Annotated in this window: 15 protein-coding genes; 10 read left to right on the forward strand and 5 right to left on the reverse strand. The window is 63.6% G+C overall.

What is annotated here, in order from left to right; all coding sequences use genetic code 11:
- The 3 genes from AC628_RS14035 to AC628_RS14045 form a co-directional block, all read left to right on the forward strand.
- A partial coding sequence (locus AC628_RS14035) for a glycoside hydrolase family 16 protein (RefSeq protein ID WP_143201593.1) occupies window positions 1-1,754 on the forward strand: 1,754 nt, incomplete at its 5' end.
- A 141-nt stretch (window positions 1,755-1,895) separates the two neighbouring features.
- Complete coding sequence (locus AC628_RS14040) at window positions 1,896-4,568, forward strand: type I secretion system permease/ATPase (RefSeq protein ID WP_074127402.1); 2,673 nt, start codon at window positions 1,896-1,898, stop codon at window positions 4,566-4,568.
- Entirely contained in the window at window positions 4,555-5,982 is a 1,428-nt protein-coding gene (locus AC628_RS14045; RefSeq protein WP_074127403.1) for an HlyD family type I secretion periplasmic adaptor subunit, read from the forward strand. The genes AC628_RS14040 and AC628_RS14045 overlap by 14 nt, the downstream gene beginning before the upstream one ends.
- 303 nt (window positions 5,983-6,285) lie before the next feature.
- Here the strand turns inward: AC628_RS14045 and AC628_RS14050 are convergent, their stop codons facing one another.
- On the reverse strand, window positions 6,286-7,209 hold the full coding sequence (locus AC628_RS14050; RefSeq protein ID WP_074127404.1) for a LuxR C-terminal-related transcriptional regulator: 924 nt from the start codon (window positions 7,207-7,209) through the stop codon (window positions 6,286-6,288).
- A gap of 490 nt (window positions 7,210-7,699) precedes the next feature.
- Here AC628_RS14050 and AC628_RS14055 point away from each other — a divergent pair, with 490 nt between their 5' ends.
- From AC628_RS14055 to AC628_RS14080, 6 genes are all read left to right on the forward strand, one after another.
- Entirely contained in the window at window positions 7,700-8,344 is a 645-nt protein-coding gene (locus tag AC628_RS14055; protein WP_245321170.1) for a LuxR C-terminal-related transcriptional regulator, read from the forward strand.
- Between the two features lie 374 nt (window positions 8,345-8,718).
- Entirely contained in the window at window positions 8,719-9,669 is a 951-nt protein-coding gene (locus tag AC628_RS14060; RefSeq protein ID WP_074127406.1) for a PDR/VanB family oxidoreductase, read from the forward strand.
- 18 nt (window positions 9,670-9,687) lie between these two features.
- Window positions 9,688-11,028: an aromatic ring-hydroxylating dioxygenase subunit alpha gene (locus AC628_RS14065; protein ID WP_074127407.1), complete on the forward strand. Its 1,341-nt coding sequence runs from the start codon at window positions 9,688-9,690 to the stop codon at window positions 11,026-11,028.
- A complete protein-coding gene (locus tag AC628_RS14070; RefSeq protein WP_074127408.1) occupies window positions 11,025-11,501 on the forward strand; it encodes an aromatic-ring-hydroxylating dioxygenase subunit beta in 477 nt (158 codons plus the stop codon). Before AC628_RS14065 ends, AC628_RS14070 begins: the two co-directional genes overlap by 4 nt.
- Window positions 11,502-11,508: 7 nt before the next feature.
- Window positions 11,509-13,125 carry an ATP-dependent acyl-CoA ligase gene (locus AC628_RS14075; RefSeq protein ID WP_074127409.1) on the forward strand — a complete coding sequence of 539 codons (1,617 nt, stop codon included), beginning with the start codon at window positions 11,509-11,511 and terminating at the stop codon, window positions 13,123-13,125.
- A gap of 20 nt (window positions 13,126-13,145) precedes the next feature.
- Window positions 13,146-13,874 carry an SDR family NAD(P)-dependent oxidoreductase gene (locus AC628_RS14080; protein ID WP_074127425.1) on the forward strand — a complete coding sequence of 243 codons (729 nt, stop codon included), beginning with the start codon at window positions 13,146-13,148 and terminating at the stop codon, window positions 13,872-13,874.
- A 31-nt stretch (window positions 13,875-13,905) separates the two neighbouring features.
- Here AC628_RS14080 and AC628_RS14085 read toward each other — a convergent pair whose 3' ends face one another.
- From AC628_RS14085 to AC628_RS14100, 4 genes are read right to left on the reverse strand one after another with little or no spacing between them, the layout of a single operon-like run.
- On the reverse strand, window positions 13,906-14,388 hold the full coding sequence (locus AC628_RS14085) for a MarR family winged helix-turn-helix transcriptional regulator (protein ID WP_074127410.1): 483 nt from the start codon (window positions 14,386-14,388) through the stop codon (window positions 13,906-13,908).
- Entirely contained in the window at window positions 14,388-14,885 is a 498-nt protein-coding gene (locus AC628_RS14090; RefSeq protein WP_074127411.1) for a MarR family winged helix-turn-helix transcriptional regulator, read from the reverse strand. The genes AC628_RS14085 and AC628_RS14090 overlap by 1 nt, the downstream gene beginning before the upstream one ends.
- Complete coding sequence (locus AC628_RS14095; RefSeq protein WP_074127412.1) at window positions 14,882-16,447, reverse strand: indolepyruvate oxidoreductase subunit beta family protein; 1,566 nt, start codon at window positions 16,445-16,447, stop codon at window positions 14,882-14,884. The genes AC628_RS14090 and AC628_RS14095 overlap by 4 nt, the downstream gene beginning before the upstream one ends.
- A 24-nt stretch (window positions 16,448-16,471) precedes the next feature.
- Window positions 16,472-18,631, reverse strand: coding sequence for a thiamine pyrophosphate-dependent enzyme (locus AC628_RS14100; protein ID WP_074127413.1), 2,160 nt, complete (start codon window positions 18,629-18,631; stop codon window positions 16,472-16,474).
- Between the two features lie 127 nt (window positions 18,632-18,758).
- Here AC628_RS14100 and AC628_RS14105 point away from each other — a divergent pair, with 127 nt between their 5' ends.
- Window positions 18,759-19,787: a carbon-nitrogen hydrolase family protein gene (locus AC628_RS14105; RefSeq protein ID WP_074127414.1), complete on the forward strand. Its 1,029-nt coding sequence runs from the start codon at window positions 18,759-18,761 to the stop codon at window positions 19,785-19,787.
- Window positions 19,788-20,032 lie beyond the last annotated feature (245 nt).

Genomic DNA, 20,032 nt, shown 5'->3' on the forward strand with positions numbered 1-20,032 from the left:
CGTCGCTTTGGCTGATGCCCGGTGCGGGCTCGAGCAGCGGCGACAATTTCGAGATCGATATCCAGGAGGGGGGATATACCGGCAATGGGCCGGCAAACCAGGCCTTCACCTGGCATCTTCACACGCCCTCGGGGACGGTTGGCGGCACGGTCGACACCGGCATCGACCTTACGGCCGGCTTCCATACCTACGGCATCAATTGGGTGCCCGGCCAATCGATCACCTGGTATCTCGACGGCAAGCAGATTGCGACCGTGACCAGCGCGCAGGTCCCGATTCCGAACGAGCCGATGCAGCTGATCATGAGCAATCAGGTCGCGAACTCAAATACGGCCGGATGGCACACTGCGCTCGATAGTTCGACGCCCTCGTCGATGCAGATGCAGATCGCCGAGGTCCAGCTCTATCAAGCCGCCGGCAGCGGTAACACCGTCACCGGCGCGAACGTCACTCCTTCGACTCCACCGACCCAGCCGACCACGCCGTCAGTCGTACCGACGGTCACTCAGGTTGCGGCATCGCCGGGAACGGGCGTCGAATATATCGGCGATGCCGTGACATTGACGCTTGGGTTCAACGAGGCCGTGAACGTCGCCGGCACGCCGACGCTGACGCTCAACGACGGAAGCACCGCCAGCTATGTCGGCGGTTCGGGGACCAGCACGCTCACCTTCCGGACGACCGTTGCGTCGACCAATACGGCGACGTCGGCCCTTGCCATCACCGGGGTCACCCTTGCGGGCGGCGCGAGCATCAGTGACGCAAGCGGTGTGGCCGCAAATCTTGCCGGTGCGGCGAAGACGTTCGCCGGCCTCCAGATCAATCCGACGAATCCTACGCCACCGACTCAGCCGACCACGCCACCGGTCCTGCCGGTGGTGAGCCAGGTTACCGCTTCGCCGGGGACGGGGACCGAGCATTTGGGCGCCACCGTTACATTGACGCTCGGCTTCAACGAAGTGGTGAACGTCGTCGGCACGCCGACGCTGTCGCTCAATGACGGAAACACCGCCACCTATGTTGGCGGCTCAGGAACCGGCTCGCTCACCTTCCGAACGACGGTCGCGTCGACCGATACCGCGACGTCGGCACTCGCGATCACCGGGGTCAACCTTCCGGGCGGCGCGAGCATCAGCGATGCCAGCGGCGCCGCCGCCAATCTTGCCGGCGCGGTGAAGACCTTCGCCGGTCTCCAGATCGATCCGACCAGTGGCGCGGCATCAAATCCGACACCATCGGTCGCGCCGGTGCTCGCGATCGCGGATACTTCGCTGACGGTGAACGGAAGGGGCGGGACAGTCGACCTGGGCGTCGGCGTGACGACCGCCGATCCCAATGACGCTGTGAGCGTGAACATCACCGGGCTACCGAGATACGAGACCATCACGGACAACCTCGATGGCCGCACCTACCGGGGAAGTAACATCACGCTGACCGCTGCGCAGGTCGACAGCGGCTTGACGTTGCAGTCGAACTACCGGGGAGGCGGCCATCCGGTCGCCACGCTCACGTTCACGGCAAGCGGAAAAGACCCGACCACCGGCTCCGTCATGACATCCGCCTCGCAGAGCATCACGGTGACGGATCCTCGGCCGGCGACGACCACACACACGGCTTCGTCGGCAGATCGCAGCTTTGCCCTGCTGAACCAATACCTGGCGGGCCACAACGGCATCGGCGGGCAAGTCGTCGCGACCAATGCGCAGGGAGGGCGCTGGAGCGAAGAGGCGTTTCTGACCAGGCCGCAGCATTGATGCGGCTGTTCACCTGGCGTGCTGCGCCGCCGATGTGCGGCGCAGATCGCCGGGTAACGAGGCTGTCTCGTTCTTTGTGAATGCATGAAAGGGAATTTGTCGAAGCCGGTCGTACGGCCGCAGAACGGTTGAGTTTGATTGATGGCGATCCAGAATGGAAATGCCGATGCCGCAGAGCTCGGGCTTAGAGCCCTGGCCTTGTTCCTGCGACTTCATGGTGTGAATGCCGATTCCGACAAGATCCGTGATCTTTGCGGGAGCAGGGCGACCAGTATCCGCGGAATGCTTCGCTGCGCCGGCGAGTTCGGCCTCAAGGCGGGCTCGTGGACGACGGATTGGACGCAGCTTGCGAAGATCCGGCTGCCCGGAATTGCTGCCTTGCAGGATGGTGGATTCTTGCTGCTCGGAAAGGTCGATGGCAACGAAGCGCTGGTGCTGCATCCCGCTTCGTCGCAACCGAAGCGGCTCACGCGCGCCGAATTCGAGGCGATCTGGGACGGCCGCCTGATCTCGACGGAATCGCGGCATGCCGCGCGCCGGGCGCTTCATCTCTTCACCGGTTTGGGCGTGCGCGGGCGCAATGTGTTGCAGCATCTGCGCGAAGGGTTGGCGAGGTACGCCAGCAAGCTTTCGCTGCGGCCTCGTGGGTCCGAACGACGCGAAGCCGCCGCTGCGACGACCACGATCGAACAGGGCGACGGCGATGAATCCGGCGCAATGGCGCTTGCGGTCTTGCTGCGTTGTCACGGGATCGCGGCCGATCCGGATCAGATTCGACACCGGGTTGGCACCGACCGCCTTGGCGTGACTGACATCATACGCTGCGCCCGGAATTTCGGGTTGAAGGCCCGGATGCAGCGAACGGACTGGAACCGGCTTGCGGTGACGCCGCTCCCGGGGATCGCCGTGTTGCGCGACGGCGGTTTCCTGATTCTCGGCAAGATCGTCGACGACAAGCTGCTTGTTCAGCGCCCGTTGGTTCCCCAGCCCGAGATGATGGGGCAAGCCGAACTCGAGGCCATCTGGGGCGGCGACATCATTCTGATGACGCGTCGTGCCGCCCTGACCGACACCTCCCGGCGCTTTGACATCAGCTGGTTCGTCGGCGCCGTCCACAAGTATCGGCGGCTGCTCAGCGAGGTGCTGGTCGCTTCCTTCTTCCTTCAGATATTTGCGCTGGTATCGCCGCTGTTCTTCCAGGTGGTGATCGACAAGGTGCTCGTGCACCGCGGCATGAGCACACTCGACGTGCTGGTCACCGGCCTTGTCGTATTGACCGTGCTGGAGACCATTCTCGGCACGCTGCGTGTGCATCTGTTCGCGCATACGACCAACCGCATCGACGTCGAGCTCGGCGCGCGGCTGTTCCATCACTTGATGGCGTTGCCGATCGCCTATTTCCAGACGCGCCGCGTCGGCGATTCAGTGGCGCGGGTTCGCGAGCTCGAGAATATCCGTCAGTTCCTGACCAGCTCGGCGCTGACGCTGGTGATCGATCTGGTGTTCACCGTCGTGTTTCTGGCGGTGATGTTCTACTACGCGACGTCGCTGACGCTCATCGTGCTCGCGTCGTTTCCGTTCTACATCGGTATCTCAGCCTGCGCTGCGCCGCTGTTCCGTCGACGCCTCGACGAGAAATTCGATCGCGGCTCGGAGAACCAGGCGTTCCTGGTCGAGAGCGTCGCCGGCGTGGAAACGCTGAAGGCGATGGCGGTCGAGCCGCAAATGCAGCGCCGTTGGGAGGAGCAGCTCGCCGCGTATGTGGCTGCGAGCTTCCGCGTGCTGAGCCTGAACAACACGGCGAGCCAGTCGGTCCAGATGATCAACAAGCTGGTGGCCGCCGCAACCCTCTACTTCGGCGCTCGTCTCGTGGTCGACGGCGCGCTGACGGTCGGCGAACTCGTCGCGTTCAACATGCTGGCGACGCGCGTGAGCATGCCGGTGCTTCGGCTTGCCCAGCTCTGGCAGGACTTCCATCAGGCCCGCCTGTCGATCGACCGTCTCGGCGACATCCTCAACACCATTCCCGAGCCAGGCTCCGGTCCCGGCCGGGCCGCGCTGCCGGAGATCCGCGGTCACGTCACATTCGAGCATGCGACCTTCCGCTATCGCATCGACGGTCCCGAAGTGCTGCATGACGTATCGTTCAGCGTCGATCCCGGCCAGGTGGTCGGCATCGTGGGCTCCTCCGGTTCGGGCAAGAGCACCATCGCGAAGCTGATCCAGCGCCTCTACGTGCCGGAAAGTGGACGCGTGCTGGTCGATGGCGTCGATCTTGCGATGGTCGATCTCGCCTGGCTGCGGCGTCAGATCGGCGTCGTGTTGCAGGAGAACGTGCTCTTCAACCGCTCGATCCGCGACAATATAGCGCTCGCCGATCCGGCGATGCCGATCGAGCGCGTCATCGCGGCGGCTTCGCTCGCCGGCGCTCACGACTTCATCCTGGAGCTGCCCGAGGGGTACGACACCGTCGTGGGCGAGCGCGGCAGCAGCCTTTCCGGCGGACAGCGCCAGCGGATCGCGATTGCCCGGGCGCTTGTCACCGACCCGCGCATCCTGATTTTCGACGAGGCCACCAGCGCCCTCGACTACGAGAGCGAGCGCGCGATCCAGCAGAACATGAAGCGGATTTCCGCCGGCCGCACGGTCTTCGTGATCGCGCATCGGCTCTCCACCGTGCGTCACGCAAACCGCATCATCTCGGTCGAGCATGGCCGCATCGTCGAGGACGGCAACCATGATGAGTTGATCCGCTCGAATGGGCGGTACGCGAGGCTGCACCAGCTGCAGGCGGGGCTCCATGACGCTCGCTAGCCGAAACATCATCCCGTTTCCGAAGGCCGAGGTTCGCCGCCGGCAACACGAGATCGCATTTCTTCCCGCGGCCCTCGAAATCACCGAATCGCCGCCGTCACCGATCGGCCGTGCGATCGGAGCGAGCATTATCGTCGCATTCTGCCTCGCGCTGGTCTGGGCGTGGTTTGGTCACGTCGATATCGTCGCGACGGCGAGCGGCAAGATCGTGCCTGGTGGGCGCACCAAGCTGATCCAGCCGTTCGAGATGGGTGTCGTGCGCGCCATCCATGTCCGCGACGGCCAGAGCGTGAAGGCCGGCGAGGTCCTGATCGAGTTGGACCCCACGATGAACGGAGCCGACCAGGAGCGCTACCGCAGCGATCTGCTGGCCGCGGAGCTCGAAGTGGCGCGGCTTCGGGCGGCGCTCGCGAGCGATCCGCTCGCGGCATTCCAACCGCCGCAGGGGGCAACTGCGGCGGATATCGATCTGCATCGCCAGTTTCTGATCAGCCAGCGCGCGGAGCAGCAAGCCAAGCTTTCCGAGATCGAACGTCAGCAAGGCCAGAAGGAGGCGGAACGGTCGACCATTGCGGTCAATGTCGCGAAGATCCAGGCGACCATACCCGTGCTCACGGAGCGGGTCGAAATCCGGAAAACGCTGCTCGACAAGGCGCTCGGCTCGAAGGTCACCTATCTGTCGGAGTATCAGGACCTGGTCGGCCTCCAGCAGGATCTCATCGTGCAGCAGAGCCGGCTGCGCGAAGCCGACGCCGCCATGGCCTTGCTGAAGGAAACGCGGGACAGGGCCGACGCGGAATATCGACGGTCCACCTATGACGCGCTCGCAAAGGCGGAGCAGAAGGCCAAGAGCGCTGCGCAGGAAGTGGTGAAGGCCGAGCAGCGGACCAAGTTTCAGCAGTTGACCGCGCCGGTCGATGGCGTCGTGCAGCAACTTGCCGTTCATACGGTCGGGGGCGTGGTTTCGCCTGCGCAGGCACTGGCGGTCGTGGTCCCGAGCGACAGCCATCTCGAGATCGAAGCGATGCTCTCCAATCGCGATATCGGATTTGTTCATCCGGGACAGCGGGCGGCGATCAAGGTCGATACGTTCAACTTTACGCGCTATGGACTGCTCGATGGCGAGGTTCTCAGCGTATCGTCGGACGCCATTACCCGCGACAAACCCCAAGGCGCGTCGAATGACCGGACGCCGGGAGGCGGGCAGGGCGGCAGCGAGCCCAGAGGGCAGGAGCTGGAATACGCCGCGCGCGTTTCTCTCGACCGCACGCAAATGCAGGTGGAGGACAAGCTGGTCAAGCTCGGTCCCGGCATGGCGGTGACGGTCGAAATCAAGACAGGCAGACGCAGGATCATCAGCTATCTGCTTTCGCCGCTCGCCAGTCACCAGCAGGAAGCGTTGCGGGAACGATAGATCGCGTCGCTTTGGCCACGCGCTCGCTCCACCTCTCCCCGTTGGGGAGAGGTCGATTTGCGGAAGCAAATCGGGTGAGGGGCCGTAGCTCTAACGAGGGACCGTAAACCCTCACCCGGCGCTGCCCGCCGACCTCTCCCAAGGGAGAGGTGACTCCGCTGCCGATCCAGTTCAATCTGGTCTCACCACGCTCTCGGGGAGGCGGCCGACCGCATCCACCGTCGCGTGTCGCACGTGTCTATCCGGCACGGCTCGACATCCCGCCGGGATTACCCGGCAGGATGTCAGAGAACACGGCGGCGGCTATTTCCGAAGCCGTATCGCCCCGTCGATCTTTGAGCTCATGCCCGTGCGGCCGTGGCCGTTGGTGAGGGGCACCTCAAAATAGTTCGCCGCGTGGTCGATTGTGCCGAGGGGCGCCGGCCGGCTCGCTCTCGCGAGCTTGGGAAGCTCTCTCTTCGGCGGCAGGGGCCGCTCGGCGTCGGCGGTCTGATGCGCAGACCCATCGGTTTTCGGCCAGGCCGCAGGGCGATGATTGAGGCCCCAGATCGCTGCCTGCGTTCTGTTCTGAACCCGAATCTTGCGAAGGATCGCCTTGATGTGAACCTTCACCGTGGCCTCCGCAATATTGATCTTGCGGGCAATACACTTGTTGGAATCGCCCTCGATCAGACACTGCAGGATCGAGATCTCCCGCGGCGAAAGCTGCCGCGCGAGCCCCTCATCCGCCTCTGCGGCGACGGGATCGTCATCGGTGGGTGTTGCAGCATCGTCCGTGGCGCGTTCTTCGGCGTCGAGCGCGGACGTCAGGAACGCCGGCGGGAACACCGTCCCACCCATCATGACGAGTTCGATGGACTTGATGAACGCATCGCAGTTCATCACGTCGATGAAATACCCGGTGGCACCGGCCCGGAGTGCGGCGGCCAGGTCGCTCACACGATATTGATCTGCGACGACGGCTACGCGTCCATCGGCGTGGCGACGCTTGAAGGACTCGATTTGGTCGATCGTCGGGCGAAAATCATCGCCGGTGTGAACGATGAGCAGCAGCAATGCCGAACTGGTTGAGGTCTTCTGGGGCGCATCGTCGCCGAGCAAATCATCGGCATCGGATATCGAAGTCAGGACTTGAAAACTCTCCGAGTTCAGAATTCTAGCAAGACCTTCCTTACGAAGACTGTTTTCACCAACAAGCACAATAGCAAAGGAATATCGCCGTCTCATGGAAACTCTCCCGGACGCTACAATGAAACAATGGGCGGGTCGGTTGAATCCGGCGCATTTTGTTGATCCACCCAGGTAAAAAAGAACGCGTATGAAAAACGTTTTCTCAGATTTGGCCGATCGAACTAACCAAGCCTGAGGACGGATAAGCTTCGAGCCCACTCATAAATATTTAGGAATGTTAGATGCTAATCCCCAATATCCCTATATACCGTTGGTTATAGACATTGTTTCGGATGGTGCGCGTCATGAGAAGCGGGCGATGTCACGGGTGCGAGCCGGGACGCCTTGCCGATTGACGCTCGCTAGGGGTGAGTCGGAGCGGCATTGCGATCACCCGTTGCTGGAAATGCGCCTGCCGGCACACCGAGGCAGTAAATTCACGGGGTGTCCGCGACAACAAATCCTTACGAAAAAGCTTCATATTGGAGTAGTTTATTATTCAATTGGGCGCCGAGCTGAACTGGAGGGGACTGAGGGTTGGTCTTAAATGCATTTCAGTCGTGTGGTGATTGCTAGCAGATATCCTGTTGTTTTATTGGGTCTCAACTGCCTGCTCGAAGCAGAACGTGATTTCAAGGTTGTTGCTCGCTGCAATGATGGTGCGAGCTGTTTCGAGGCAATACGGCGTCTTGCGCCCGATATAGCCATTTTGGACATGTCGATGCCTGACATTTTTGATCAGGCAATGCTCGACATCGAAAATGGCGAGACATCTGCCGTGCGCCGGGTCTTTCTGGCTACCTCCGTTGAGGATCGCGATCTTGCGATGCTGGCGGCAGCGGGGGCCTGTGGCGTCATGCTCCATGACGAGGAGCCCGAGACCCTCATACAAACTTTGCGGCAGGTCGCAGACGGCAAGAAGATGCTGCCGCCGCTCCCGGGGGAGGAGGCCATCTCCTGCACGCAAACCGTGATGCCGGAGAAATATCTCGCGATGCTGACCGAGCGCGAGCGTCAGATCATGAACCTGGTGTCGGAAGGCCTATCGAACAAGGAGATTGGCCGCCGTCTGAAAGTGGCCGACGGTACCATCAAGGTTCATCTGCATCACATCTTCCGCAAGCTCGAGATCAGCAACCGGACGGTTCTGGCGACGCTCGCGGTCTCGTATGCCGGGCCGGGCGGGACCTAGCGGCCTTCCGTCCCTGCAGCTGAAGCGACAGCCGACATGTCGTCACGATCGCTCGAACGGTGATGCATCGATGGCGATCGCTCGCGATCGTCGACTGTGTCGGCTGCTTGCGTAATCCCAGAGACGTTGCAAACCCGACCAATCGCTGCGACCGCGCTCGCGCGCCGTGCGCATCTTGCTGTTTCTCGAGGCAGGGATCGAAGGCGTTTTGCCCGCCGAATGGATTGCGCGCGCCATGATCGCCGCGGAAGAGCTGCGGTCGCCCGGGCGCCGGGCCTTCCTTTGGCAACTCCGGTGTCCCGTTGCTTCGATGATTGACAGGTAATTATTACATGTATAAAAATATGCAAATTCATATAATATGAGATGCCCGAATGGACGCGCATCCGCTCAAGCTCAGAGTGCAGTCGGTCGTTGCGGAGACGCCAGTCATTCGCAGCGTTGTGTTCGGTGTGGAGGGCGGTGCCGTGCCGGACTGGCAAGCGGGCGCGCATATTCGCGTGCTGCTGCCGGGCGGAGGCGACCGGCCGTATTCCCTGATGGCGTTGCCGGATCTGCCCGAAGGCACGGTCGCGCTGGGGGTGCTGCGCGAGCAGACGTCGACCGGCGGTTCGCAGTTCATGCATGCCCTTCAGGTCGGCGACGTCATCCGGGCGAGCACGCCGGTCAACAATTTCAGCCTTCACGAGGGCGCCGCGCCGGCGTTGCTGTTTGCCGGCGGCATCGGCGTCACCCCGATCCTGTCGATGGCGGCCGAGCTGAATGCGCAGGGAACTCGATATCGCCTGCATTATGCCGGGCGAATGCCGGGGCTGCTGGCGTTCCTGCCGCAGTTGCAGACAATCTGTTCGGAGGATTTGGCGGTTCATTACGACAGCGACGAGTCCCGCCTCGATATCGCAGCAGTGCTTGGCGAGGCACCCGCAGGCGCTCACGTCTATGTCTGCGGGCCTGCCGGCATGATTGACGCGGTGAAGGCGGGGGCGCTCGCCAAGGGCATCCCGGCAGACCGCATCCATTTCGAGCTGTTCAAGGCGGAGCAGCCGGGTGCGCCGAACAAGCCGTTCGAGGTCGAGCTCAAGTCGACCGGGCAGGTCATCACGGTCGCGACCGATCAGAGCATCATCCAGGCGCTGGAAGCGGCGGGGCTCGACGTGCTCTACGACTGTCAGCGCGGCGACTGCGGCATCTGCCAGTGCGGCGTGATCGCAGGCGTGCCCGATCATCGTGACGTCATTCTCAGCGATGAGGAGAAGGCGTCCAACAAGGTCATGCAGATTTGCGTGTCGCGTGCGAAGTCGGAGCGGCTGGTGTTGGATCTCTGAGCGGAGGCAAGAGGCGCCATGGTGAAATACGGAAAGAATCCCCGCGCGATCGGCGGGCTGGTGCGCGACGCCGAGGTGCATCGCGACGTCTATGTCGATCCCGAGATCTTCGATCTCGAGATGGAGCATCTGTTTCCCAACAGCTGGATCTATGTCGGGCATGCCAGCCAGCTGGCGAAGGCCGGCGATTTCATCACCGCCAATATCGGCCGGCAACCGGTGGTGGCGAGCCGCCATACCGACGGCTCGATCCACCTGTTCTACAATCGCTGTCCGCATAAGGGCGTCAAGATCGCCTCCGAGCCGTGCGGCAACACCGGAAAATTCTTCCGCTGTCCCTATCATGCCTGGTCATTCAAGACCGACGGCTCGCTGCTGGCGATCCCGCTGAAGAAGGGCTACGAGGGCACCGGATTCACCGACACCCAGGCGAACGACGGGCTGTCGCGGATCAGGAATGTCGTCGTCTACCGAGATTTCATCTTCGCGCGGCTGAGCGAAACCGGCGTCGGCTTCGAAGATTATTTCGGCGAAAGCCTCTCGACCATCGACAACATGGTCGACCGCTCGCCGGAGGGGAAGCTCGCCGTCGTGGCCACGCCGATCCGCTACATGCACACCTGCAATTGGAAGATGCTGGTCGAGAACCAGACCGACACCTGCCATCCGATGGTGGCGCATGAAAGCTCGGCCGGCACCGCCATCAAGGTCTGGCAGCGCGAACAGGGCGACTCCAAGGAAACGCCGATGGCGGTGCAGCTCTATGGACCGTTCATGAGCCCGTACGAGTTCTACGAGCAGAGTGGCATCCGGATCTGGCCCAACGGCCATGGCCACACCGGCGTCGCCAATTCCATCCATTCGAACTATTCTGACATCGAGGGCTATCTCGGCCAGATGGTCGCGGCCTATGGCGAGAAGCGGGCGCACGAGATCCTGGGCGAGGTCCGGCACAACACGGTCTATTTCCCGAACATCATGGTGAAGGGTGCCGTGCAGATCCTGCGCAATTTCATCCCGATCGCGGTGGACCGGACACTGGTGGAGAGCTGGGTCTATCGTCTGGTCGGCGCGCCGGACAAGCTCTACGAGCGCGCGCTGATGTACAACCGCTTCATCAACGCGCCGACCTCGATCGTCGGGCACGACGACCTCGAAATGTATGAGCGGGCGCAGGAAGGGTTGAAAACCAACGGCAATCAGTGGGTCAATCTGCGCCGGCTCTACGAGAGCGGCGAGGAGGCGGACGTCACCGCTGTCATCAACGGCACGTCGGAACGCCAGATGCGCAACCAGTTTCATGCCTGGGCCAAATTCATGACCATGGACATGGTCGAGCCGGTCGAGGCCGCGGAATGATCAGCGAAAAAACCATCACCGATTTCGTCTATCGGGAAGCCGACCTGCTCGACACGATGCAGTGGCAGGCCTGGCTCGACCTGTTTCACCCGGAGGGGCGCTACTGGATGCCGCTGGAATGGCAGCAGCAGGATCCGGTGCTGCAGCCGTCACTGATGTACGAAGACCTGCTGCTGATGAAGGTGCGTATCGAGCGGCTGGCCGGCGAGCGCACCTTCAGCCAGAAGCCGAAGAGCCGCTGCCATCATTTGCTGCAGGCACCGCAGATCGTTGTCTGCGATCCGGCGACCGGCATCTTCAAGGCGCGGACCTCCTTTATCTACACCGAGACGCGCGGCGACACGCTGGAGCGTTTCTCGGGATGGGCGTCGCACGATCTCGTCCAGGTCGGCGACGGCCTCAAGATCAAGCTCAAGCGCATCGATCTCGTGAATTTCGACGCGCCGTTCGGCAATATCCAGCTCTTCATGTGAGTGCGTCTTGACCACAGCGACCACAGTCTATGTCCGCTTCCGCGCGGTCGCGCTCCGCCGGGGCGACGCCAGCTTTCTCAACGTGCTGCCCGAGACCGCCGAGATCTACGGCATCGCGGCCGGGGAGATCTCGTACGAAACCATGCTCGAGCGGGTGGAGTGCTGGCGCGCGGCGTTTGCGAGCCGCGGCTATGGCCAAGGCCATCGTGTCGGGTTGCTGCTGCAGAACAGGCCGGTCTTCATCGAGCTGTGGTTCGCGTTGAACGCGCTCGGTGTCTCCGTGGTGCCGATCAACCCCGATTTGCGTGTCAGCGAGCTCGAATACATCATCGCGCATTCCGAGATGAATGCCGCCTTCGTCCTCGCTAAACGATGCGACGAGGTCGAGACGGCGGCGCGACAGGCCGGCCGACCGATTCCGGTGGTGACCGACAGCGGTGAGATTCCAGCCCCGTTCGGCGGCGCGCGGCCGGCGAGCGCCGGCGACGGTGCGAGCGAATGCGCACTGCTCTATACGTCGGGGACGACCGGCCAGCCCAAGGGCTGCGTGCTGACCAACACCTACTTCCTGTATTCCGGAGACTGGTATCGCGACGTCGGCGGGTTGATCGATCTCAGCAGCGATGGCGAGCGCATGATCACGCCCCTGCCGCTGTTCCACATGAACGCGATGGCGGTGTCGCTGATGGCGATGATGTCGGTCGGCGGCAGCCTGACGATGCTCGATCGCTTCCATCCGCGCAGCTGGTGGGCTTCGGTGCGCGACAGCCGTGCGACCTGCCTGCATTATCTCGGCGTGATGCCCTCGATGCTGATGAGCGCGCCGCCGTCGGATGAGGATCGTGCACACACCGTGCGGTTCGGCTTCGGCGCCGGGGTCGACAAGCTGCTGCACGCGCCGTTCGAGGAGCGCTTCGGCTTTCCGCTGCTCGAGGCCTGGGCGATGACCGAGACCGGCAGCGGCGGCGTCATCGCGGCCAATGTCGAGCCGCGCAAGGTCGGCACCAGCTGTTTCGGTCGTCCGGCGCCCGAAGTCGAGGTTCGGATCGTCGACGATGGCGGCAACGATGCGCCCTTGGGAACGCCGGGCGAGCTCCTGGTGCGGCGGGCGGGCGATGACCCTCGCTACGGCTTCTTCAGGGAGTACCTGAAGAACCCGGAAGCCACCGCCGAGGCCTGGAAGGACGGCTGGCTGCATACCGGTGATATCGTCTCGCGCGATGCCGATGGCGATCTTCATTTCGTCGATCGCAAGAAGAACGTGATCCGCCGCTCCGGCGAGAACATCGCCGCGGTCGAGGTCGAGTCCGTCCTCAACCGCCATGGCGCGATCCGGCAGGCCGCGGTCGCGGCAACGCCCGATCAGGTGCGCGGCGACGAGGTCGCGGCCGTCATCATCGCGGAGCAGCCGGGCGCAGACCGCGCACTCGCCGAAGACATCGTGCGCTGGAGCCTGGAGCAGATGGCCTATTACAAGGCACCGGGCTGGATCTGCTTCGTCGAAAAACTCCCGCTGACCGCGACCGAGAAGATCCAGCGCGCCGGCTTGAAGGATTTTGTCGCGAAGCTGATGCGTGATGGCGCGTTCTTTGACCTTCGCGACCTCAAGCGGCGGCAGGATTGACACGTGCCAGGGAGCCGATGATGAGCCAGACCCGCACCACACTGATCACCGGAGGCAATTCCGGGATCGGCGAAGCACTGGCGAAGAAGCTGGTTGGCGAAGGACAACGGGTCGTCTCGGTCGGGCTGGACAAGCCTGTGTGGACGCACGAGCTGCTCACCGCCTATCGCGCGGACCTCACCAGCCTGGCGGAGACGCGGGCCATTGCCGAGGAGATCTGCCGCAATCATGCGGTCGATTGCCTCGTGCACAATGCGGGCATGATCCTGCCGAACCTGCTGCCCGATGCGAAGCCGGAGGACATCCTGACACTGGCGCAGCTGCACCTGGGCGCCCCGATGCTGCTGACCCAGGCGGCGATGGAAGGGATGCGCTCGCGGCGATTCGGGCGGATCGTGTTCGTGAGCTCGCGCGCCGCCATGGGCGCGGCCACGCGCTCGGCCTATTCCGCGACCAAGGCCGGCGTGCACGGCATGGCGCGGACCTGGGCGCTGGAGCTGGCGTCGAGCGGCATCACGGTGAACGTGGTGGCGCCAGGCCCGATCCTGACCGACAATTTCTGGGGCATCATCCCGAAGGGCTCCGAGCAGCAGGACAAGATGGCGCGCAACGTGCCGGTCGGGCGCCTCGGCACCCGCGAGGACGTGGCGCACGCGATCAGCTTCTTCCTCGACGAGCGGTCGGACTTCGTGACCGGGCAGGTGCTCTATGTCTGCGGCGGCACCAGCCTCGTCGGCCTCGGTCCCTGATCCGGATCAGATCAGATCCGATCAGGTCAGGTCAGATCTGGTTCTGGCGGATGTTCTCGACCATCTTGGCCAGCACCCGGGCGCAGACCTCGATCTCGTCGGGGTCGATGCCGACCGTCAGCCGGTCGTAGTTGTTCTCCATGATGGGCCAGATCTTGCGCAGCAGGGCCTCGCCGTCCGGGGTCAGTCCGACGACGCGGCGGCGCTGGTCTTCCTCCGCGATCTCGCGCTTGACGAGGCCCGATGTCACCATCGACTCGACCATGCGGCTCGCGGTCGACTGCTCGGTGACGGCCAGCACGGCGATCTCGTTGACGGTCAGGGTCTTGTAGATGAACAGCACCGACAGCGTCCGGAATACGACGTTGTTGATGTTGTGCTCGCTGAGATCACGGTTCTGATCCAGGTTCCAGCGATTGGCGAGCCGGTTGAACAGATAGGGAATATAGCTTTGCAGCTGGTCCCGCGTCCGCGGTGGACCGGATTTCCATCTGCTCCTGGAGTCTTTGGCCATTACTTCCTGCGACCCTGCTTCTTGCTTTCGCTGCCAAGTTTCGAGGAGAGGGACCGCAGCATCGACAGTGCCGTCTCCAGCTCCCGCGCGGGGATGCTTTCGAGCCGTTCGCTCAGATGCTTCTTATGCACGTCGGCGGCCTTCCTGAACAGGGCCTCGCCCTTCGGTGTCAGGCGCACGATGAACGAGCGGCGGTCCTCGCTCGACATCTCCTTGCTGATGAGGTCATCGGCCAGCAGGCGCTGCACCAGGCCCGAGACGTTGCCGCCGGACACTTTCAGGTTCTGCGACAACTGCCCGAGCGCCATTCCATCCTTGTAACGATCGAGCTGCGCCAGCACGTCGAATTTGGCCAGCGACAAGCCGAACTCCGAGCTCAGCATCGAATTCAGCGACGCAAACAGCTCGCCATGCAGCGACAGCAGTTGCAGCCAAAGCCGGGTCTCGATCTGTCCGAAGACGGGAGCTGTGCTCTCCTTGAGGGCTGACGACGTCATGCGAAGCTCTTGATGGTCTGGATCACGCCGTCGAGCTCCTTGCCCGAGCTGTCCTTGAGTGCGGCTTCCCGCAGCCGGCGCGCCCAGTCGGCCGCATCCTCGCGCGGCGCGACCAGCTTGATCGCGGCCAGCGTCTTGTCGAATTTCGACAGGCCGCGGCTGTGCGTGTCGGAATAGCCTTTGACCAGGCGCCGGCATTGCAGGATCTCGACGCCCAACTGGTAGTTCGCTCGCACGGCCTCCGTCGCGGCCTTGAGCCATTCGTCCCGGTGCGCCGTCTCGATCGCGTGGCGCAGCGAGCGGCGGCGGATGCCGCGCAGTCCGCCGACGACATAGAGCGCGACGAACCAGGGCAGCGAGTAGGTCTTGACCCGTCGTCCCTTGTTGACGCGACGGTCGAGCCAGCCGAGCAGGCGCGGCTTTGCGCCAAGCCAGCGGGCAAATCCAGCCGGCAGCACGCCCATGACCTCTTCCATGCGGGGATGCATGAACTCGGTGGTCTGCAGCACCTGGCCTTCGGACAATTCGAGCTCGCCCTCGATCCGCGCGCGGCGGGCCGATCGGGTCTTGAGATCGGCAACGCGGATGACGTCATCGTAGGTCATGGCATTGGCGAGATATTTTGCGGCGGCCTGGGTAAAAGCAAAATTCCGCTCGGCGCCGCCGGAGCTACGATCGGCGGCGTGGAGCCTGCCGAGGATATCGAGATATTCGCCGCCATAGGCGACGTCCTGGAAATCGACCACCTTCTTCAGCCCGGCCCGGCTGATGGCGCGTGCGGCCTCGGGCAACTCTTGCGTCAGGCGGGCGGCGAGGCCGGCCAGACGGGGATCCAGAGCAGCCGGAGAGGGCGGCGTCTTGGCAGCCTCCGATTGCGCGGGTGCGGTCGGCTCCGGGGATTTCGACTGCACGCGGTCATACGCGGCCTCGAACGCGCGGATGCTGGCCTGCGCGCCTTTTTCGCCGGCGCGGATCACTTCGAGATAGCTGTCGCGGCTGAAGCTCAGCACGCCGGCGCCCGCCAGTGCGCCGAACATCGCCGCCGAGATCACGCTGCCGTTGGCGATCGCCAGCGCGTTCATGTCGAAGATGATCTCGGTCTTGGCGGCAATTCCGATGGCGCCGGTCACCGCGCCCTGGTCGGCGATGCCGTTGCCCGGCGCGATTTTCTCGCCGATCGCAAAGGTCCGGTGATTGGATGCGATCAGCGTGGTGCGGTCCGGCGTCACCAGGCCGCGCAGGATCGAGCGGCCGGCTTCCATGAATTCCGCCGCCATCACCACGTCGACGTCGCCGGGGGTCGGCATCAGCGACAGGATCGGCTTGCGGCCATCGAGCGGCGGCATCGCCTCGATATAGTAGATCGTGGCGCCGGTGCGCTGGGCGACGCCAGGCACCGAGGTCGACTGTGCGACCCAGCCGTGGTTCTCGGCGAGCTGGACGATCCAGTCGGTGAGGACGCCGCCGCCCTGGCCGCCCATCGCGACGATCGCGATCGAAATCGGCCGCTCGGTCGCATCGCCTGCGGCAGGCAGTGCCAGCTGGACGGTCTCGTCTCTCATGCCGAAACTCTCATGCCCAGAATCTCATGTTAAAGCCGCGAGCGCCGGACGCCGGCGATCGCGCCGCCGTTGCAGCCAGCCGATCACGGCCATCGCAACCTTTGATTTGAACTTGTCCCAGCCGGTCGGATTGTGAATGACGTCGGCGCGATAGAACGAGGGACATAGCACGGCCGCGTCGGCGACCTCGCCGCAATTGCCGCAGCCGACGCAGGAATTGTCGATCGCCGCGACGGGATCGTCGCGCAAGGGATCGTCGAGCTGCTTGACCGAGAGCGACGGGCAGCCGGAGAGGCGGATGCAGGCGTGGTCGCCGGTACAGACATCCTCGTCGACGCCGAAGCGTTCCTTGACGGTGCGAACGCCGTCCTTGATCGCCTTGCTGATCTGCGGCTTCACGCGGCGCTGCTTGTTCAGCATGCATTCGGAGGAGGCGACGATGACCTTGGGGCCTTGTTCCTTGGTCGTCAGCGCTTCCTTCAACGTGTCGCGCATCCGGCCGACATCGTAGGTGCGGTCGACCTGCCGGACCCATTGCCCGCCGATGCCCTTCACGGCCTGCACGATCGAGTTGTTGGTGTTGCGCCGCTTGCTCACCGCACGCGACGACAGGATGTCCTGACCGCCGGTCGCCGAGGTGTAGTAATTGTCGACGATGACGAACACGCCGTCATGCTTGTTGAAGACCGCGTTGCCGATGCCGCTGGTCAGCCCGTTGTGCCAGAAGCCGCCGTCGCCCATCACGGCGATCGAGCGCTTGTCGGCCTTGACGTTGAAGGCCGAGGTCGAGGCCGGGCCGAGGCCAAATCCCATCGTCGTCGCGCCGATGTTGAAGGGCGGCAGGATCGAGAACAAATGACAGCCGATGTCGGCGGAGACGTGGTGTTCGCCGAGCTCGCTTTCGACCAGCTTCATGGCGGCGAAGATCGGCCGCTCCGGACAGCCGGTGCAAAGTCCGGGCGGACGCGCCGGCACGACCTGCTTCAGCTTCTCGACCTCGGGATGGCTGAGCACAGCGGTTGCGTCCGGCGCCGGTGGCCGATTGCCGAGCAGCCGCGGCTCGGTCTTCTCGAGGAATTCTCTGATACCCCCGAGCAGCACCTGCGCGGTGTAGTCGCCGCCCATCGGCAGCACGTCCTTGCCGTGGACGCGGGCCTGGATATCCCGGCGGCGCAGCACCGTGTTGATCGCCTGCTCCAGATATTCCGGCTGGCCTTCCTCGACGATCAGGACGGCGTCCTTGTCGAGGCAGAACTCCGCGACCTCGGTGTCGATCACGGGGTAGGTGACGTTCATGACGTAGAGCGGGATCTGGGTGTTACCATAGGCATCCGACAGCCCGAGATATTGCAGCGCGCGGATGACGTTGTTGTACATCCCGCCCTGCATGATGATACCGACCTTGCCCTGCTTCGGCCCCATCCATTCATTCAGCCGGTTGTCCCTGACGAAGTTGATGGCCGCGGGCAGCCGCGTCCTGATCTTCTCCTGCTCATGCTCGTAGGCCGCCGGCGGCAGCACGATGCGGCCGACGTCGCGCTTCGGATTGTTCAGGGCGTCCTTGATGGTGTGCGCCGGCCTGACATTGTCCTTGCAGGCAAAGCTTCCGTGCATGTGGCAGGCACGCACGCGCACCTCCAGCATGACAGGGGTGTTCGAGACTTCCGAGAGCTCAAAGCCCTTTTCGATCAGATTGACGATGCATTCATGGTCGGGGCGCGGATCCAAGAGCCAGATCTGCGATTTCATCGCAAAGGCGTGGGTGCGCTCCTGCATGATCGAGGAGCCTTCGCCGTAATCCTCGCCGACGATGATCATGGTGCCGCCGGTGACGCCGCCGGAAGCGAGATTGGCAAGCGCGTCGGAGGCGACATTGGTGCCGACCGTCGACTTCCACGCCACCGCGCCGCGCAGCGGATACATCACCGAGGCCGACAGCATCGCCGCCGCCGCCGCTTCATTGGCGGAGCTCTGGAAGACGACGCCGAGATCGTCGAGCACGTCCTTGGCGTCGGCCAGCACGTCCATCAGATGCGAGATCGGCGAGCCCTGATAGCCGCCGACATAGGCGACGCCGGATTGCAGCAGCGCCTTGGTGATGGCGAGGATGCCTTCGCCGCGGAAGGTGTCGCCGTCGCCGAGCCGGAGATCCTCGACTTCACGAGCAAAAGACCGTTCAGCCATTGCACCCTCCAGAAATATGCGATAGCATACGTTTACATGTAAAGTAAGTCAACGCTGCGCCATGCCGTCAGGCTTCGCGGATCTCTGCTCCGGACGGCGGTCATGAGCCAGCGACAGGGTAGGGCCAATGCTGAAGCTGCCGCGCTTTAGAGCCGCCGCCGTCCAGGCTTCACCTGTATATCTCAATGCAAGCGCGACCGCCGACAAGGCCGCCTCACTGGTGCGTGAGGCCGCGGCGAACGGCGCGCGGCTGGTCGCATTCCCTGAAGTGTTCGTGCCCGGCTATCCCTATTGGAACTGGATCACCGATCCGGTCACCGGAAGCGCCTGGTTCGAGAAGCTGGTCAAGGCATCGGTGCTGGTGCCGGGCCCCGAGATCGATATCGTCCGCAAGGCGGCGCGCGACACCGCCTGCTATGTCGTGCTTGGCGTGAACGAGCGCAGCCCGGTGTCGCTCGGCGCCATCTACAACACGCTGGTGTTCATCGGCCCGGACGGAACGCTGCTCGGCAAGCACCGCAAGCTGGTGCCGACCTGGGCGGAGAAGCTGACCTGGACCGGTGGCGACGGGTCGAGCCTGCGGGTCTACGAGACCGAGATCGGGCGGCTCGGCGGGCTCGCCTGCGGCGAGAACACCAACACGCTCGCGCGCTTTGCGCTGCTCGGGCAGGGCGAGCTGGTTCACGTCGCGAGCTATATCTCGCTCCCCGTCGCGCCGCCGGACTACGACATGGCGGAGGCGATCAAGCTGCGCGCCATTGCCCATTCCTTCGAAGGAAAGATCTTCACGATCGTGTCCTGCTCGACCGTGTCGGAGGAGATCATCGCGGCGATGCAGACCGTGGTTCCCGACGCGCGGGCGCGCCTGCAGCGCAAGTCGAGCGCATTCTCCGGCGTGATCGGGCCGGACGGCCGTCTCGTCGGCGAGCCGCTGATCGACGATGAAGGCATCGTCTATGCCGACATCGATCTCGAGCGCTGCATCCAGCCGAAGCAGATGCACGACATCGTCGGGCACTACAACCGGTTCGACATTTTCGATCTCAGGGTCAATCGCCGTCCGCAGGCGCCGCTCGGTCTTGCGGAAGGCGAAGGTCAGCCAGCGGACGCGGCGGAGCAGGTGAACTTCGTCTCAATTCCCGGCAGGACGGAATGATGCGACGTGAATCGCGATCCCCCATCACCGTCGTCCAAGCTTTCGCCAGGACGGCGATGGTATGCAAGGCACCCACAACTGTCATCGCCCGGCTCGACCGGGCGATCCAGTACGCCGCGGCCCCTCGGCTCAAGCACAGCCGTCTCTGGAATACTGGATCACCCGCTTTCGCGGGTGATGACACCGCGTGGTGTGGCAACTTGAATCGACAGCCATCCTCATCGTCGGCCTGGCGTTCGCCAGGA

This window comes from Bradyrhizobium sp. NAS96.2 (assembly GCF_001908235.1).
Taxonomy (GTDB): Bacteria; Pseudomonadota; Alphaproteobacteria; order Rhizobiales; family Xanthobacteraceae; genus Bradyrhizobium.

Excerpts from the sequence above, each read along its gene's own strand:
- AC628_RS14070 (WP_074127408.1), top strand. The coding sequence starts at position 11,025 with ATGATCAGCGAAAAAACCATCACCGATTTCGTCTATCGGGAAGCCGAC.
- AC628_RS14060 (WP_074127406.1), top strand. The coding sequence starts at position 8,719 with ATGGACGCGCATCCGCTCAAGCTCAGAGTGCAGTCGGTCGTTGCGGAG.
- AC628_RS14045 (WP_074127403.1), top strand. The coding sequence starts at position 4,555 with ATGACGCTCGCTAGCCGAAACATCATCCCGTTTCCGAAGGCCGAGGTT.
- AC628_RS14040 (WP_074127402.1), top strand. The coding sequence starts at position 1,896 with ATGGCGATCCAGAATGGAAATGCCGATGCCGCAGAGCTCGGGCTTAGA.
- AC628_RS14095 (WP_074127412.1), bottom strand. The coding sequence starts at position 16,447 with ATGAGAGACGAGACCGTCCAGCTGGCACTGCCTGCCGCAGGCGATGCG.
- AC628_RS14050 (WP_074127404.1), bottom strand. The coding sequence starts at position 7,209 with ATGAGACGGCGATATTCCTTTGCTATTGTGCTTGTTGGTGAAAACAGT.
- AC628_RS14105 (WP_074127414.1), top strand. The coding sequence starts at position 18,759 with ATGCTGAAGCTGCCGCGCTTTAGAGCCGCCGCCGTCCAGGCTTCACCT.
- AC628_RS14100 (WP_074127413.1), bottom strand. The coding sequence starts at position 18,631 with ATGGCTGAACGGTCTTTTGCTCGTGAAGTCGAGGATCTCCGGCTCGGC.
- AC628_RS14085 (WP_074127410.1), bottom strand. The coding sequence starts at position 14,388 with ATGGCCAAAGACTCCAGGAGCAGATGGAAATCCGGTCCACCGCGGACG.
- AC628_RS14080 (WP_074127425.1), top strand. The coding sequence starts at position 13,146 with ATGAGCCAGACCCGCACCACACTGATCACCGGAGGCAATTCCGGGATC.
- AC628_RS14055 (WP_245321170.1), top strand. The coding sequence starts at position 7,700 with ATGCATTTCAGTCGTGTGGTGATTGCTAGCAGATATCCTGTTGTTTTA.
- AC628_RS14090 (WP_074127411.1), bottom strand. The coding sequence starts at position 14,885 with ATGACGTCGTCAGCCCTCAAGGAGAGCACAGCTCCCGTCTTCGGACAG.
- AC628_RS14065 (WP_074127407.1), top strand. The coding sequence starts at position 9,688 with ATGGTGAAATACGGAAAGAATCCCCGCGCGATCGGCGGGCTGGTGCGC.